Origin of the sequence: Dietzia sp. SL131 (assembly GCF_026672565.1) — a bacterium.
Taxonomy (GTDB): Bacteria; Actinomycetota; Actinomycetes; order Mycobacteriales; family Mycobacteriaceae; genus Dietzia; species Dietzia kunjamensis.
Genome location: NZ_JAPPRI010000003.1, coordinates 852,492 through 868,518, shown reverse-complemented (window position 1 = coordinate 868,518; position 16,027 = coordinate 852,492). Strand labels below are relative to the sequence as shown.

The 16,027-nt window shown below is 70.4% G+C and carries 12 protein-coding genes, 1 pseudogene and 2 riboswitches; of the genes and pseudogenes, 6 read left to right on the top strand and 7 right to left on the bottom strand.

Features of this window, described 5'->3' with window-relative positions; genetic code table 11:
* Positions 1 to 39: 39 nt before the first annotated feature.
* From cobA to OVA21_RS04890, 4 genes are all read right to left on the bottom strand, one after another.
* Complete coding sequence (cobA, locus tag OVA21_RS04905; RefSeq protein WP_254050479.1) at positions 40 to 876, bottom strand: uroporphyrinogen-III C-methyltransferase; 837 nt, start codon at positions 874 to 876, stop codon at positions 40 to 42.
* Positions 873 to 1,661: a precorrin-6A synthase (deacetylating) gene (cobF, locus tag OVA21_RS04900; RefSeq protein WP_096905707.1), complete on the bottom strand. Its 789-nt coding sequence runs from the start codon at positions 1,659 to 1,661 to the stop codon at positions 873 to 875. Before cobF ends, cobA begins: the two co-directional genes overlap by 4 nt.
* Positions 1,654 to 5,454 carry a cobaltochelatase subunit CobN gene (gene cobN / locus OVA21_RS04895; protein ID WP_268091915.1) on the bottom strand — a complete coding sequence of 1,267 codons (3,801 nt, stop codon included), beginning with the start codon at positions 5,452 to 5,454 and terminating at the stop codon, positions 1,654 to 1,656. Before cobN ends, cobF begins: the two co-directional genes overlap by 8 nt.
* A gap of 18 nt (positions 5,455 to 5,472) precedes the next feature.
* Positions 5,473 to 5,666: riboswitch (cobalamin riboswitch) on the bottom strand.
* A 95-nt stretch (positions 5,667 to 5,761) separates the two neighbouring features.
* Entirely contained in the window at positions 5,762 to 7,087 is a 1,326-nt protein-coding gene (locus OVA21_RS04890) for a M23 family metallopeptidase (RefSeq protein WP_254050480.1), read from the bottom strand.
* A gap of 91 nt (positions 7,088 to 7,178) precedes the next feature.
* Between OVA21_RS04890 and OVA21_RS04885 the strand changes: the two genes are divergently transcribed.
* The 4 genes from OVA21_RS04885 to OVA21_RS04870 all read left to right on the top strand — a co-directional run bounded on the left by OVA21_RS04885 (position 7,179) and on the right by OVA21_RS04870 (position 11,045).
* The gene (locus tag OVA21_RS04885; RefSeq protein ID WP_268091914.1) at positions 7,179 to 8,036 is read left to right on the top strand and encodes a nitrite reductase; all 858 of its coding nucleotides are present in this window, start codon (positions 7,179 to 7,181) and stop codon (positions 8,034 to 8,036) included.
* 1 nt (position 8,037) lies between these two features.
* Positions 8,038 to 8,186: riboswitch (cobalamin riboswitch) on the top strand.
* Positions 8,187 to 8,239: 53 nt separating this feature from the next.
* Positions 8,240 to 8,905 carry a precorrin-8X methylmutase gene (locus tag OVA21_RS04880; RefSeq protein WP_096905710.1) on the top strand — a complete coding sequence of 222 codons (666 nt, stop codon included), beginning with the start codon at positions 8,240 to 8,242 and terminating at the stop codon, positions 8,903 to 8,905.
* Entirely contained in the window at positions 8,902 to 10,464 is a 1,563-nt protein-coding gene (locus OVA21_RS04875; RefSeq protein ID WP_096905711.1) for a precorrin-2 C(20)-methyltransferase, read from the top strand. The genes OVA21_RS04880 and OVA21_RS04875 overlap by 4 nt, the downstream gene beginning before the upstream one ends.
* 119 nt (positions 10,465 to 10,583) lie before the next feature.
* Positions 10,584 to 11,045 (top strand): MaoC/PaaZ C-terminal domain-containing protein, encoded by a 462-nt coding sequence (locus OVA21_RS04870; protein ID WP_096905712.1) that lies wholly within the window; start codon positions 10,584 to 10,586, stop codon positions 11,043 to 11,045.
* Positions 11,046 to 11,183: 138 nt separating this feature from the next.
* Here OVA21_RS04870 and OVA21_RS04865 read toward each other — a convergent pair.
* Together OVA21_RS04865 and OVA21_RS04860 are read right to left on the bottom strand one after the other, a co-directional pair.
* Positions 11,184 to 12,267: pseudogene (locus OVA21_RS04865) on the bottom strand (sensor histidine kinase).
* Between the two features lie 92 nt (positions 12,268 to 12,359).
* Positions 12,360 to 13,052 carry a response regulator transcription factor gene (locus OVA21_RS04860; protein WP_096907287.1) on the bottom strand — a complete coding sequence of 231 codons (693 nt, stop codon included), beginning with the start codon at positions 13,050 to 13,052 and terminating at the stop codon, positions 12,360 to 12,362.
* Between the two features lie 313 nt (positions 13,053 to 13,365).
* Between OVA21_RS04860 and OVA21_RS04855 the strand changes: the two genes are divergently transcribed.
* Entirely contained in the window at positions 13,366 to 14,868 is a 1,503-nt protein-coding gene (locus tag OVA21_RS04855) for a multicopper oxidase family protein (RefSeq protein ID WP_096905714.1), read from the top strand.
* A gap of 60 nt (positions 14,869 to 14,928) precedes the next feature.
* Entirely contained in the window at positions 14,929 to 15,567 is a 639-nt protein-coding gene (locus OVA21_RS04850; RefSeq protein WP_096905715.1) for a DUF305 domain-containing protein, read from the top strand.
* 216 nt (positions 15,568 to 15,783) lie between these two features.
* On the opposite strand, the gene OVA21_RS19250 is transcribed toward OVA21_RS04850, so the two are convergent.
* A complete protein-coding gene (locus OVA21_RS19250) occupies positions 15,784 to 15,996 on the bottom strand; it encodes a hypothetical protein (RefSeq protein WP_143337690.1) in 213 nt (70 codons plus the stop codon).
* Positions 15,997 to 16,027 lie beyond the last annotated feature (31 nt).

Here is a 16,027-nt window from a genome sequence, read left to right as displayed (position 1 = left end):
ATCCGCGACCACTCGTCGAGGGCGGACCCGGCCGGCCGACTACCCACAGCTCGCTCCGGCGGACAGCTGCCCTGCCAGCCCGGCGACCGCCCCGATAACCGTGATCGCGGGAGGCTCGACCTCCGCTTCGGCCGCCTGCCGCGCGATCGTCGCCAGCGTCCCACGCAGGACGCGCTGCGCCGGGGTGGAGCCGCTCTCGACCAGCACAGCCGGGGTGTCCCCGGGCATCCCCTCGGCCAGGAGTTCCGCAGTGATGGCGGGCAGGGTCGTGACCGCCATGAGCAACACCAGCGTGGTCCCGGACCTGGCGAGCGCGCCGTAGTCGAGGGTCGACTGCGGGTCGCCCGGCGGGACATGGCCGGAGATCACCGACACGCCCTGCGAGAGCCCGCGGTGGGTGGCCGGGACGCCCGCGAGGGTCGGCACCGACAGCGCCGAGGTGACGCCCGGGATCACGGTGACGGGCACCCCGGCCGCGGTGCACGCCAGGTGCTCCTCGCCGCCGCGGCCGAACAGGAAGCTGTCGCCGCCCTTGAGTCGGACGACGGTGCGCCCGCGCCGCGCGTGCTCGACGAGGATCCGGTTGATCTCCTCCTGCGGGGTCGCCGGACCGAAGGGCACCTTGCCCACGTCGATCACCTCGATGCCGGGGTCGAGCTCGTCGAGGATCGACACCGGTCCCAGGCGGTCGCTCACCACCACGTCGGCGGTGCGGACGGCGTCGAGGCCGGCCACGGTCATCAGCCCCGGGTTCCCCGGCCCGCCGCCGACCAGCACGACCCGGCCCGCGCAGTCCCGCGCGGCCGTGGCGCCGGCGCTGTCCTTCCCGCCGGTCGTCCCGGCCGTCGCCCCGGCGGTGTCCTTCTCAGCCGTCATCGGGCCGTGGTCCCTTCTCCGCGTCGCAGTAGATACACGTCCATCACCCAGCCGTGCTCGTCGCGCAGCCGCTCGCGGTGCGCGCGCAGGTCCGGCAGGACGTCGCCGACCCGGCCCGCCACGAGCGTTTCGCCAGCGTTACCGAGGTTGCCGCCCCACCAGATGTGCCAGTCGGCCAGGTCATCGAGCGGCAGGTCGGCGTTGAGCATCACCACCACGTTGTCGGCGCCGGCGGCCACGACCTCGCGCAGCCGGCGGCCGGTGGTCACGGTGACCGTGCCGCCGATCTCGTGCAGGACCAGACGGTGGCGCGCGGCCAGAACCTGGAGCGCGGAGATCCCGGGCACGACCTCCACCTCCAGGTCCAGCGCACCGCGCTCGGCGATCCGGTCGAGGATCCTCAGCGTGGAGTCGTAGAACGCCGGATCGCCCCACACGGGGATCGCCACGTCGCCGGGCCTCGCGGCCATCGCGCGCTCCCAGGCCAGGGAGCGGGCCTCGTGCCAGTCCGCCACCACGCCGCGATACCCGGCGTCGGAGGAGGTCGACGACGACGAGCGGTCCCGCTCCGGATCGGGCACACCCACCAACTCGACGCCCGGCGCGTGGCGGGCGAGCACCTGCGCGCGGAGATCGACCAACGGGTCGGCCGGGCCTTTCACCGCCGCGAGGGCGTAGCCGCTGGCGCGCAGGGCCCGGGCGGCCTCGACCGTGATCTGGTCGAGCCCGCCCGAGCCGATGCCCACGACCCGCACCCGCCTGCGGCCGGTGGGGAACTCAGTCACCGTGGGACTCCTCAAGATCGCCCTCCACGTCGAGGTAGATCTGCCGCATCCGGTCCATGATGCCCGCGTCGGGCTCGGCCCACATCCCGCGGTCGGCGGCCTCGGAGAGCCGCTCGATCATCCCGCGCAGCGCCCACGGGTTGGACCGGCGCAGGAACTCCTGGTTGGTCTCGTCCAGGACGTACTCGCGGGCGAGCGAGTCGTACATCCAGTCGTGGACCACGCCGGCGGTCGCATCGAACCCGAAGAGGTAGTCCACCGTGGCCGCCAGCTCGAACGCCCCCTTGTAGCCGTGCCGCTGCATGGCCGCGATCCACCGCGGGTTCACCACTCGCGCGCGGAACACCCGCGTGGTCTCCTCCGCCAGCGACCGGGTGCGGACGGCGTCGGGCGTGGTCGAGTCGCCCACATAGGCACGCGGCTCGGCGCCGGTGAGCGCGCGGACGGTGGCGATCATCCCGCCGTGGTACTGGAAGTAGTCGTCCGAGTCGGCGATGTCGTGCTCTCGCGTGTCGATGTTCTTGGCCGCCACCGCGATGCGCCGGTAGTTGGTGCGCATGTCGTCGGCCGCGGGGACTCCGTCGAGGTCGCGGCCGTAGGCGTACCCGCCCCAGCGGGTGTAGACCTCGGCCAGGTCTCGGTCGTCGCGCCAGTTGCCCGCCTCTATGGTCTGCAGGATCCCGGCGCCGTACGAGCCGGGTGCGGAGCCGAAGATGCGGGTGGTGGCCCGGCGGTGGTCGGAGTGCTCGGCCAGATCGGCACGCGTGTGGGCGGCGACGAAGTTGTGTTCGTCGGGCTCGTCCAGCTCGGCGACCATCCGCACGGCGTCGTCGAGCATCCCGATGACGTGCGGGAACGCATCGCGGAAGAAGCCCGAGATGCGCACGGTCACGTCGACGCGCGGGCGGCCCAGTTCCTCGGACGGGACCACCTCCAGGCCCGTGACCCGGCGGGAGGCCTCGTCCCACTCGGGGCGGACGCCCAGCAGGGCCAGGACCTCGGCGATGTCGTCCCCGGAGGTGCGCATGGCCGAGGTGCCCCAGATCGACAGCCCCACCGAGCTCGGGTACTCACCGGTCTCGGCGACGTGCCGGTCCAGCAGCGAGTCGGCCATGGCCTGACCGGTCTCCCACGCCAGCCGCGACGGGACGGCGCGCGGGTCCACCGTGTAGAAATTCCGGCCCGTGGGCAGCACGTTGACCAGACCCCGCAGCGGGGATCCCGAGGGCCCGGCCGGGATGAACCCGCCGTCCAGGGCGTGCATGACGGCGTCCAGCTCATCGACAGTGGCGGCCAGTCGCGGCACCACCTCGCGGGCGGCGAACTCGAGCACCTGCGCGACCTCGTCGTCGTTGTCGCCGTCGTCGTTGTCGTCGTCGCCCTCTGGCGCGCCGTCACCCGCGCCGCCGTCACCCGCCCCACCCGCGGTGAGGCCCGCGGCGGCGAGGACGTCGGGCACCGCGGCGACGTCCCACTCCCGCGCGTCCATGCCCTCGACCAGCGCCTTGGCCAGCGCCTCAACCCGGTCGACCTCCTCGGTCGGCGCGCCCTCGGCCAGCCCGAGTGCGCGGCGCAGGCCCGGAACCGCGCCGGACTCGCCGCCCCACACCTGCGAGGCCCGCAGGATCGCCAGCACCAGGTTGACGCGCGCCTCGCCCGCGGGCGCCTGGCCCAGGACGTGCAGGCCGTCGCGGATCTGGACGTCCTTGATCTCGCACAGCCAGCCGTCGACGTGGAGGAGGAAGTCGTCGAACTCCTCGTCGTCGGGCCGCTGCTCGAGGCCCAGGTCCTCGTGCATGTGCGCGGACTGCATGAGGGTCCAGATCTGCGCGCGGATGGCCGGGAGCTTGGCCGGGTCCATCGACGCGATGTTCCCGTACTCGTCGAGCAGCTGCTCCAGGCGGGCGATGTCCCCGTACGACTCGGCACGCGCCATGGGCGGGACCAGGTGGTCGACGATCGTCGCGTGCGCGCGGCGCTTGGCCTGGGCGCCCTCGCCGGGGTCGTTGACGAGGAAGGGGTAGATCAGCGGCAGGTCGGCGATCGCCGCGTCGGTGGCACAGTCCGCCGAGAGCGCGGCGTTCTTGCCCGGCAGCCACTCCAGCGAGCCGTGCTTGCCGATGTGCACCAGCGCGTGCGCGCCGAAGCCGTGGGCGAGCCAGCGGTAGGCGGCCAGGTAGTGGTGGGAGGGCGCGAGCTCGGGGTCGTGATAGATGGCGACCGGGTTCTCGCCGAATCCGCGGGGCGGCTGGATCAACAGGACGACGTTGCCGGCCTGGATGGTGGCCAGGACGATCTCGCCGGCGTCGTTGACGAACAGCTCGCCCGGCGCGGGCCCCCACGCCTCGACCATCTCCGCGCGCAGCGTCTCGGGCAGACCCGCGGTCCAGCGCAGGTAGTCATCGGTGGAGATCCGGACGTGGCTGTCGGTGAGCTGGGCGCTGGTGAGCCACTCCTCGTCCTGCCCGCCCGCGGCGATAAGCGCGTGAATGAGAGCGTCGCCGGCGGCGGTGTCGTCGGGGAAACCGCCCTCCGCGACGGTGCCATCCGCCCCCGGCTCGGTGAGGTCGAGGCCCGGTCGATCGAGAAAGCGCGCGATGGGGCCGTCGTCCGGGCCCAGGTCGTAACCCTCGTCGCGCATCCGGCGCAGCAGGCGGATGGTCGAGACCGGGGTGTCCAGACCGACGGCGTTGCCGATGCGGGAGTGCTTGGTCGGATAGGCCGACAGGACCAGCGCGACCTTGCGGTCGGCGGGCGCCACATGGCGCAGCCGCGCGTGGGCCACGGCGATCCCGGCGACACGCGCGCACCGCTCGGGATCGGCCACGTAGCGGGGCAGTCCGTCGGCGTCGATCTCCTTGAACGAGAACGGCGCAGTGATGATCCGGCCGTCGAACTCGGGGATCGCGATCTGGTTGGCGGAGTCCAGCGGGTTGACGCCGTCGTCGGAGGCCGCCCAGTCCTCGCGGCTCCACGTCAGGCACAGGCCCTGCAATACGGGAATGTCGAGCGCGGCGATGCGCTCGACGTCCCACGTCTCGTCCTCGCCGCCCGCGCTCACCGTGCCGGGAGTGGTGCCGCCGGCGGCGAGAACCGTCACGACCAGCGCATCGAGAGTGCCAAGGGCGTCGAACAACTCGTCGGGGGCCGAGCGCAGGGAGCCGGCGAAGACCGGCACACCCACCGCGCCAGCGGCGTCGATCGCGTCGGCCAGCGCGTGGGCGAACCCGGAGTTCCCGCTCACCTCGTGGGCGCGGTAGTAGAGCACGCCCACGCGGGGCAGGCCGGGGGCTTCCGTCGTGTCCGGCCGCGGCGGCATACCCCACACCGGCACGTTCTCCGGCGGCTCGAACCCGGCGCCGGTGAGCAACACGGTGTCGGCCAGGAACGCGTGCAGCTGCGCCAGGTTGCCCGGGCCGCCCTCGGCGAGATAGCGGTGTGCCTCGGCCGCGGTGCCGATCGGGACGGTGGACAGCTCCATAAGGTCGGCGTCGGGGGTCTGCTCGCCACCCAGGACCACCACCGGAACGCCCGCGCCGAGCACGGCGGCGAACCCGGCGTCCCACGATCGCCGCGAGCCGAGGATGCGGACCACCACCAGGTCGGCGCCGTCGAGCAGTTCGGGCAGATTCGCCTCGACGTCGAGTCGAGACGGGTTGCCGAGCGTGAACGCCGCGCCGGATTCGCGCGCGGAGAGCAGGTCCGTGTCGGAGGTGGACAACAGGGTGATGCGGGGCACGTCGTGCTGTGCCGAGGCGCCATCAGGGGACGCCAAACGCCGGGTGGGGCGCATGTTCTTCTCCAAACCCTCGTGGAACATGTCGCCGTGGCCGGTCTCCTGGCTTCCGCATCAACGCCGTGCGACCGACCTTCCCGGACCCGTGGATCCAGTGGTCTCCGACCCGTGAGGGACGGACGAGGGCCGCGTGACTCCGCGACTACAGTGGCGAGGGCCGCGCCGGCTTTTCCTCCGGCTTCCCGAACACCACGGCACCGGCGAGCCTATCCGGCGGACCCCGCCAGTGGCCGCCCGGCCGTCGCGCGAGGGTCAGGAGCGACTTACCTGGCTGCCTCGCGTCAGCCGGGGACGGCCGTCCCGGTCAGGGGAAGTCCACCACCGCGAGGTTGAGGGGCAGCTCGTTCATCCGCGGCTCCGGCGAGAGGGTCGCCCCGTCGACGAAGGTGCCGGACAGGAAGTCGTCGGCGTCGGCGATCCGCTGCGGCGGGACCTGCCCGGCGTAGTCGAACCCCTTCAGCTCGTACGGCAGCGAGTCGGCCTCGAGCAGGCTCGGCCCGTCCATGAGCTGGAAGTGCAGGTGCGAGGCGTTGGCGTTGCCGGTGTTCCCGAGCTTGCCCAGCACCTGGCCCTCGGTCACCGTGTCGCCGGGTTTCACCGTGACCGAGCCGGAGATCATGTGTGCGTACATCGCGTACACGCCGTCACCGAGGTCGAGCACCACGTGGTTGCCGTCCACGTTCTCGACGGTGAGCTTGGAGGCCAGTTCCGGGTTGCTCGCGGGCAGGACCCCCGGCGCGTTGGCGTCCATCCCGTCGAGGACCGAGACGACGGTGGCGTCGGCGACGGCGAGGATCTCGGCGCCGTAGTCCACGTAGCTCTCGTTGTGGTTCCTGTCGCCGGTATAGAACTCGCCCTGGTCGTTGGTGCGCTTCCAGTCGATCGCGAAGCGCTGGCTGTTGTTGAGCTTGCCGTTGACCGACATCACCGAGCTGCGGTGCGGGAACCCCGGTTCGCAACACCCGTTGAGGGCCACCCAGTTCTCGCCCCGCACGGGCGGTGCGATGACCGGAACGGTCCGGGTGGAGAAGACGACCGGTGTCGTGAGGTAGTCGATGGGCCCCGGCTCCCCGAACGCCGGCGAGGCGGCGCCGGTCCCGTAGAGGTGGTGCAGCACCGCGTCCGGGGCCTGGTCGAGCGAGTCGAGGGTGAAGTCGATGAACACGACCCGGCTCTCCTGCGGCGGGATCTGCGCGGTGTCGACGTACCCGGCGGGCAGGTCCCGCAGGCGGTTGCAGTCGCCGAAGACGCAGTCCGGATCCACCAGCTCGTTGGCGGAGAAGCTGGCGATGACCTTGGAGGGATCGGCGCCGTCCACCACATCGATCTTGTCCACGCTCGCCGGCACCTTGGTGGCGTTGGTGAGCTGCAGGTCGTAGGCCACGTGGTACTTGCCGTCGGTGCCCTTGAACGGCAGCGGCGGGCTCCCGATGGGGACCACGGTGATCGCGGTGAACGCGTCCGGGACGGTCACCCCAGCGACGGACCCGGCGGCCGGTGATGCCGTGGTGGTGGTGGCCGCTTCGGCGGCGGCGGGTTCGGTGGCGGCGTCCGACGAACACCCGGCCGCGACCAGTGCGACTGCGGTGAGGACGGAGGCGAGAAGGGTGGGTACGCGGCGAGGTGTCACGGTGGAGCTCCGTTTCTTCAGTTGTGAAGAGAAACTTACCACCGGGGATCGGGAAAATGAACGCGCGCGTCGGGCTGCCACAATGGCCCCCGTGAGCATCGCCGAACCCACCCGCCGGACCCGTGGCGACATGTGCCCGGGCGTCCTGCGGCCGTGGCCGGCCTCCGACGGCGCCCTGGTCCGGCTGCGCGTGCCGGGCGGCCGCGTGTCACCGGCGGCACTGGCCGGCCTGCACGGGGTCGCCGTGAGATACGGCGACGACGACAACGTGCACGTCACGACACGCGCGAACCTGCAACTGCGGGCTCTGCCGATCGGTCCGGACGGGCAGCTGCCCGGCGAGGTGGTGGCGGCGATCGCGGAGACGGGCCTGCTCCCCGCGCCCGGGCACGAGCTGGTGCGCAACGTCCTCGTCTCGCCGCTGACGGGCCTGGGCGAGTCGTTCGGCGGGCAGGCCCGGGGCCGCGCGGACCTGCGGCCGGTGACCGAGGCGCTGGACGCCGGGCTGCTGGCCGATCCCGCGCTCGGCGGCTTGCCGGGCCGGTTCTTGTTCGTCCTGGACGACGGCCGCGGGGACCTGCTCGAGCGCTCCTGCGATCTGGGCCTGGTCGCCTTGGATGCCGACATCGCGCAGCTGCGGGTGGGTGAGCAGTGGTCGGACGTCGTGCCGCTGACTGACGCCGCCGAGCGGCTGGTCGAGCTGGCCCGCGAGTTCGTCGACGCCCGCGGCGTCGGGCCGGACGCCCCGTGGCACGTGCGGGAACTGCCAACCCCCTCGTCGCGGCCCACCCCGTGGACGACCGGCTCCCGAGCCCGGCCCCGGCGCTGCCGTACGGGCCGGTCGCGGGGTCGGCGGGGCGGATCGAGCACGTCGCGGCGCCGGACGGGATCCTCGGCCGCACCCTCATCGCCCGGCTCACCGGCGGCGACGTCGCCGAGCTCATCGTGACCCCGTGGCGCGGGGTGCTGGTCGTCCGCGAGTAGGCTGCGGGCTGTCCCACGGCGAGGAACCCGGTGCAAGTCCGGGGCGGTTCCGCCACTGTGAGGCCCGTCGAGCCGATGGGCCCAGCCAGATACTCACCGGGGATCAGCGCGCTCCCACCGCGTCGCTGCGACTTCTCACACCGGGGCGAGAACCCCGAGGAGGACCCCATGAGTGCTGCCTTGAGGCCGCCGCGTCGCTACGACTACCTCGACGACGGGCCCGCCATCTACGTCGACTCCTTCGCGACCATCCGCCGCGAGACCGACCTGTCCCGCGTTCCGGCGGACGCCGAGCGACTCGCCGTGCGGATGGTGCACGGCACCGGTCAGACCGACCTGCCCCGTGACCTGCAGGTGCACCCCGGCCTGGTCAGCGCGGCCAGGTCCGCGCTCGACGCCGGCGCGCCGATCCTCTGCGACGCCCACATGGTCGCCTCCGGGATCACCCGGGCCCGGCTCCCCCGCGCCAACGACGTGGTGTGCACCCTGGCCGATCCCGGCGTCCGCGACCTGGCCGCGCGGATGGGCACGACCCGCTCCGCCGCCGCGCTGGCGTTGTGGGGCGATCGCCTCGACGGCGCCGTCGTCGCGATCGGCAACGCCCCCACCGCCCTGTTCCACCTGTTGGAGATGCTTCTCGACGGCGCTCCCCGACCCGCCGCGATCGTCGGCTGCCCCGTGGGTTTCATCGGAGCCGCCGAGTCCAAGGCAGCGCTCGCCGAGTTCGCCGACGACCACGGCATCGACATCCCCTTTGTCACAGTGCACGGGCGGCGCGGCGGGTCCGCGATGACCGCCTCTGCCGTAAACGCCCTGGCGCAGGAGGCGGAGTGACCGGCCGGCTGTACGGCGTCGGCGTGGGACCCGGCGATCCCGAGCTGCTCACCCTCAAGGCCGCCCGGCTCATCGGCGCGGCCGACGTCGTGGCCTTTCACGCCGGGCGCGGCAAGGAGTCCAACGCCCGCCGCATTGCCGCCGACCTCATCCCTTCTGGCGCGATCGAGGAGCGACTGGAGTACCCCGTGACCACGGGCGTCACCGACCACCCGGGCGGATACGCGGGCGCGATCGCGGACTTCTACGAGCGCAGCGCGCAGCGGCTGGCCGCACACCTCGCCGCCGGCCGCGACGTGGTGCTGCTGTCCGAGGGGGACCCGCTGTTCTACGGCTCCTTCATGTACATGCACGACAAGCTCGCCCCTCGGTTCGACACCGAGATCGTGCCGGGCATTCCCGCGTTCGCCGCCGCCACCGCCGCGGCCGCCACTCCCCTGGTCCGGCAAACCGACGTCCTCACCGTCCTGCCGGGCACTCTGCCCGAGCCCGAGCTCGCGCGGCGGCTTGCAGACACCGACGGCGCAATCATTATGAAGCTCGGCCGCAACTTCCCCGCCGTCCGGCGGGCCCTCGAGGCGGCTGGTCGGCTCGACGGCGCGGTCTATGTGGAGCGGGCGTCGACCGACGCGGAGGCACATCACCCGGTCAGCGAGGTCGACCCGGACTCCGTGCCGTACTTCTCGCTCATCGTCGTCCCCGGCGACTCTCAGCACTCCGACCCCACCGGCCGCCGGCCCGCGCAGCTCTCTGCACCCGGGGAGCCCTCCCCGGCGCTTACCGCCGGCTCGGCCAACTCTGCCGACGAGCAGTCCCCAGCATCGCGCGGCGTCGTGCACGTCGTCGGCCTGGGCCCGGGGCCGCAGGACTGGCTCACCCCGGAGGCCTCGCGGATCCTGTCCGAGGTCGACCACGTGGTGGGGTACGCCCCGTACGTCGACAGGGTTCCCCAGCGGCCCGGGCTGCGTCGCCATTGCTCGGGCAACACCGTCGAGGTCGACCGCGCAGCACTCGCCCTGGAGTTGGCCGGCGCGGGCGAGCAAGTGGCCGTGGTCTCCGGCGGCGACGCGGGCGTGTTCGGCATGGCCTCGGCGGTGTTCGAGGCCGCGGAGGATCCGCGCTTCACCGGCATCGACGTCCGCGTCGCTCCCGGCGTCTCGGCCGTGCAGGCGGTCGCCGCGCGCGCGGGCGCTCCCATCGGCGCCGACTTCGCAGTGATGAGCCTGTCGGACCGGCTCAAGCCGTGGGACGTGATCGACCAGCGGCTGGACGCGATCGCCGCCGCGGATCTGGTCCTGGCGGTCTACAACCCCGCCTCCCGCTCGCGCACCCACCAGGTCTCCGACGCCCGCGAGGTCCTACTCCGCCACCGCTGCCCGACGACGCCAGTGGTCGTGGGCCGTGATGTTGGGCGAACCGAGGAATCCCTCACCGTGACGACTCTCGCCGACCTCGACTGCGACTCCGTCGACATGAAGTGCCTGCTCATCGTGGGCGCCTCTGGGACCCGGGTCACGGAGTCGGGACGCGTGTGGAGTCCGAGGTTTGTGACGTCGTGAACTCTGATCACTCGGGCATCGGCTAGACCCGAAGCCAGTATTGGCTCGCCAAAGCTCGGAAGTCATGGAGGCCTCCCGCGATCTGAGGCCGGTTTGGGCCGACTACTTGGGAGGGCGACATGACCGACATCTACTACGCGGACGATCTCGAACCCGGCCAACTAATCCCACTCGGGAGCTACACCATCACCGAGGAGGAGATCGTCACCTACGCACGACAGTGGGATCCGGTGTTCATCCACACCGACCCGACCGCGGCCGCGACAACCCCGCTCGGTGGCGTCATCGCCAGTGGACTACACACCTTGGCGATCTACCAGCGCTTGGCCGTGCCCGCCTTCTGGTCCCGTTTCACGGGAGGGGTGGGACGCAGTTTCGAGATTCAGTTCCGTCGGCCGGTGCGGCCGGACACCACATTGACCGGACACCTGACAGTGCAAGTGATGACTCCACGACCCGAACGCGGCGATGCGAAAGTGACCATAACCGCAGAACTCGCCGACACCAGCGGCGAGACCGTTCTCGAGCTGACCAACCATTCCGTACTCCCGCTCCGCAGCGCCGCCGCAGGCTCAGCTTGATTGCTGCCACCACACCGGAGAATCGCTGTCCGCGGCCGCGAGACTGACACCCTGGGACTAGACCGACCACTCAAGCACTGACGTGCGCGGGGAGTGCAGCGGGGTTGGGCGGACAGATGACGGGGAGGTGCAAGTTTGCTAAAGCAGTTTCGTTCCTGGCGTCTCTGCCGTGCAGGGGAGTTCGAGGGTGAATTGTGCTCCGTGGCCTGTGCCGCGGCTGCTTACTCGGATTCGTCCTCCGTGTGCTTCGACCAGTGCTCGGGTGATCGCCAGGCCGATTCCGGTGCCGCCTGCGTTTCGGCCTCGGGCGGGATCGGCTCGGTAGAAGCGGTCGAAGAGATGATCTAGGTGCTGTGCGGCGATCCCTTCCCCGGTGTCGGAGACGGTGATCGCGGTTGTGTTCGTTTCTCGAACGAACAGCGCTGAGGGTGACGGTCCCTCCGGTCGGTGTGTGTCGTAGGGCGTTGTCGAGGAGGTTTCCCAGTACCTGTCCTATTCGCTCGACGTCCACGGTGACGTCGGTTGGTTCGATCTCACCCATGTGCAGCTGGACACCTTTGTCCGAGTAGCGTTCGCGTGCTGCGTTGACTGCCGTTTCCACCAGGGCTTTAGTGGTGGTTCGGGCTGGTTGCAGTCGTGTGAGGTGTTCTTCTGCATCGGAGACGTCGACAATGTCCGACGCGAGGCGTTCGAGCCGCCGGGTGGCCGCCCACAACACCTGCCTTGTGGAGTCGTCGAAGGTACGGACTCCGTCGTCCACGGCCTCGAGGTAGGAGTCGATGGTGGCCAGCGGGGTGCGCAGCTCGTGGCCCAGATCCGCGAGCATCCTTCGCCTGGTGGCGTCTGTCGCATCGAGACGCCTGGCCAGTTCGTTGACGCTGGTCGCCAGATCGTCGAACTCCCGGCCAAGTTTCGGACTCGCCATCCGGGTCTCGTAGTGCCCACGCGCTATGTCTGCCGTCGAAGTGGTAACCATGGTGACCGAGCGCTGGACCCGGCGGGTGAGGTACCAACTGGTGAGCAAGGCCACCAGGACCGCGATGGCCACCGCCAGCCCCCAAGCAAGGACTATGGCGACCGTGAAGGCTTCTTCGACGTGGGCTGCTTCGTTCGAATCGTGGTCGATGCCGGCTTGACCGAGGTGGTCGTGGAAAATGCCCGGGGCCAGGGCGGAGGCGACGAGCCACGCGCTGACCGCGCACCCGACGACCACACTGGACATGGCCAGAAGCAGGCGGGTTCCGAAGCTGAACCCAGCGACGCGTCGGCTGGTGCGGGGCCGAGTTTCAGTCGCGTCCGGCGATGGTATGTCGTTCACTGGCCGGTTCCCATGCGGTAACCAACTCCTCTGACCGTGCGTACGAAACGGCCTCGGGAGGCATCGTCGCCCAGCTTGCGGCGAAGGTGACCGATGTGGACGTCTACCAAGTGGTCATCACCCACCCAGTTCGGGCCCCACACGGCGGCCATCAGCTGGGCTCGGCTGAAGACGACCCCAGGGTCGCGGGCGAGCGCGGCGAGGATGTCGAACTCGGTGCGGGTCAGCGCGACATCGGCGCCGCCGACGGTGACCTCTCGGCCCGCGGTGTCAATAGTCAGGTCGCCGACGGTCCGTACCTGCTCCGGCGACCTGCCGTGGTCGATTTCGGTGGCGCCGGTTCGAGGTCTGCGCATCATCGCCTGGATCCTGGCCGAGAGCTCGCGCGGGCTGAACGGTTTGGTCATGTAGTCATCCGCGCCGACGGACAGGCCGATCAGCGTGTCGACCTCCTCGGTCCGGGCCGTAAGCATGACGATGTAGGCGTCGGAGTGCGTCCTGACCTGACGGCATACCTCGATCCCGTCCAGCCCGGGCAGCCCCAGGTCGAGAACGATGACATCGGGATCGATTCGACGAGCCAGACCCACCGCCTCCTGTCCGTCCCCGGTGATCGTGACATCGAACCCGTCGCGCTCGAGATAGGACCCGACCAGGTCGGCGAGGGGCTCCTCGTCATCGACCACCAGCGCCCGCGGACCGGCGTGCTGCTGGGGATTCGAACGGCGAGCGCCAGAAACGGAAGGGGGCATGCAGGCCATCTTCGCCGCAACTCCTGGAAATCCTTCACCCGAGTGGGCGCCTTGACCGAATCTTCACACGATCTCCATCCAGAACGCTCGGGTGGCCGGTCACCATGGGCGGTCGAGTCGGACACGGGAGGTACCTCATGCTCGGATGGGTCGCATTGACCGTCGGCGCCGTGGTCGTCACCGCACTGTGGGCGTCAACCTTGCTCCTGGTCACTGCCCTGTTCGGGCCGTCGCCCTCGGAGGGCGACCGATGAAGGAGTTGTCGCGGCGGGCATTTCTCATCGGTTCGGTCCTGGCCGGCGCGGGTGCGGTGACCGCCTGCAGCGAGCCGGCGCCCTCGGGGGTGCCGGTGTCGGCGTCGGATCCGGCGATCCGGGACCTGGAGGCCGAGCGGCAGCGACCAGGCCAGCAGGTGGTGAACGCTCGGCTGTCCCCGCGCCCGGTGGAGGTCGATCTCGGTGGTCTCGTGGTGTCGACCTGGGCATTTGCTGACACTGTTCCGGGTCCGGTCCTGCGGGCCCGGGCAGGAGATCTGCTGCAAGTCGAGGTGGATAACCAGCTCGACCAGGAGACGAGCGTGCACTGGCACGGCATCGCCCTGCGCAACGATATGGACGGAGTGCCCGGTCTGACCCAGGACCCGATCCATCCGGGCGCCCGGTTCACCTACGACTTCACAGTCCCCCACGCCGGGACTCATTGGTACCACTCACACTCCGGGCTACAGCTCGACCGGGGCCTGTACGGTCCGCTGATCATCGACGATCCCGCCGACCCCGGGGACTATGACCACGAATGGATCGTCGTCCTCGACGACTGGATCGACGGCATCGACGGCACGCCCGAGGACGCCGCCGGGCGAGTGGGCATGGATGCCCCCGGCGCTCAGGGCCGGCCGATGGCCGGAATGGGGCACGGCCAGATGGGGGGCGCACGGTCCAGCAACCCGATGATGACCTCCCGGTTGCTCGGTGTCGCCGGGGACGTCCACTATCCGCACTACCTGGTCAACGGCCGAGTCCCGGCCGATCCGATCTCATGGACTGCCAGCCCGGGCCAACGCGCGAAGATCCGGATCATCAACGCCGGGGCGGACACGTTCTTCCGCGTCGCCCTCGGCGGACACACGATGACCGTCACCGACACCGACGGCTTTCCCACCGCTCCCCAGGAGACGGAGGCGATCCTGCTCGGGATGGGCGAGAGGGTCGACGCCGTGGTCACGCTGACAGACGGGGTGTTTCCCCTCTTCGCCGAAGCAGAAGGCAAGAACGGGTACGGGTACGCCCTCGTGCGCACCGGGGCCGGCGAGCTACCCGCCGACCCGCGCCCCGGCGAACTCGACGGACCGGTGCTGCTGGCCGCGGATCTGACCCCAGCGCCGGACTCACGATTGCCGGACCGGGGGCACGACCGCTACCTCAGCGTCGACATGGGCGGCAGCATGATGCCGTATCGCTGGACACTCAACGGGCAAACCCACCCCGACACCACGCCGTTGGAGGTCTCCCGCGACGACCGGGTCCGGATGCGGCTGCGCAACATGTCCGACATGGCCCACCCGATGCACCTTCACGGTCACACCTTCGCCCTCGCCGACAGCGGGCTGCGCAAAGACACCGTCACGATCCGCCCCATGCGGACTATCGAGATCGAGTTCGACGCGAACAACCCCGGCCAATGGGCCTTCCACTGCCACAACGCCTACCACCAGGAAGCCGGAATGATGACCACCTTGTCCTACCTCGCCTGACCACCACCCGATCGACACACCACCCGATCTTGACGCCGACCCGAAAGGACATCGACCACGATGACCCGCACCACTCTGCTCCTGCCCGCAGCCCTGACCGCCGTTGCCCTGACGCTGTCCGCCTGCACCGACAGCACCGACAGCACCGAAGCCTCGCCCGCCGCGCCCACCACCGCGGCCGGCGCCACCACACCCGTGGCCGGCACCGTTGCCTCTGGCCAGGACGAGGAGCATTCGCAGGCCGACGTGATGTTCGCGCAGATGATGCTCCCGCACCACCAGCAGGCGATCGAGATGAGCGACATCATCCTGGCCAAGGACGACATCCCCGCCGACGTCGCGGCGCTCGCCGAGGAGATCAAGGCTGCCCAGGGCCCCGAGATCGCGCAGCTGACCGACTGGCTGGAGCAGTGGGGCGAGGCGACCGAACCGCAGGATGGTCACGGCGGTCACGACATGTCCATGATGGAGGGAATGCTCTCCGACGACGAACTAGAACAGCTGTCCGACGCACAGGGAGCCGACGCCGCCCGGATGTTTTTGGAGCAGATGATCGCCCATCACCAGGGCGCCATCGCCATGGCCGAGGAGGAGGTCGAAGGTGGCCGCTACCAGCCTGCGGTCGAGTTGGCCCAGACCATCATCGACACCCAGCAGCAGGAGATCGACACCATGCGCGACCTGCTCACCTCGCTCTAACCACCCGATCGCCATGGGCCACACCGGCCCGGCACGACACCCGAGACACCACACCACGCGGAGAGGAAAATCCATGTTCTCCACAACGCGCTCTGCGCTCCCGCTCACGGCCGTCAAGGAAGCGTGTTCGTGCTGCTCCACGCCCACGGACCTAGAACGAATCGCCGCCACCGGCCGTCCGCAGGCTGACGATGACGCCGCCCTGGCCGCCGGCGCTCACACGAAAGTAGCCAAATGAGTCAGCCACACGATCACCACCACCATGATCGCCGCGGCGGACCCGGTGACGGTTCGGCCGGCCGCCCCGACGAGATGGCCACCTCGGTAGCCGAACATCATCACCCGGGCGCAGCTGACGACGCGGCGGGCCACGGCCACACCGGACAGCATCACTCCGGTCATGAAGACCACGGCGGTCATGCGGGGCACGCAGACCACGTCGGGCAGTTCCGGCGGCTGT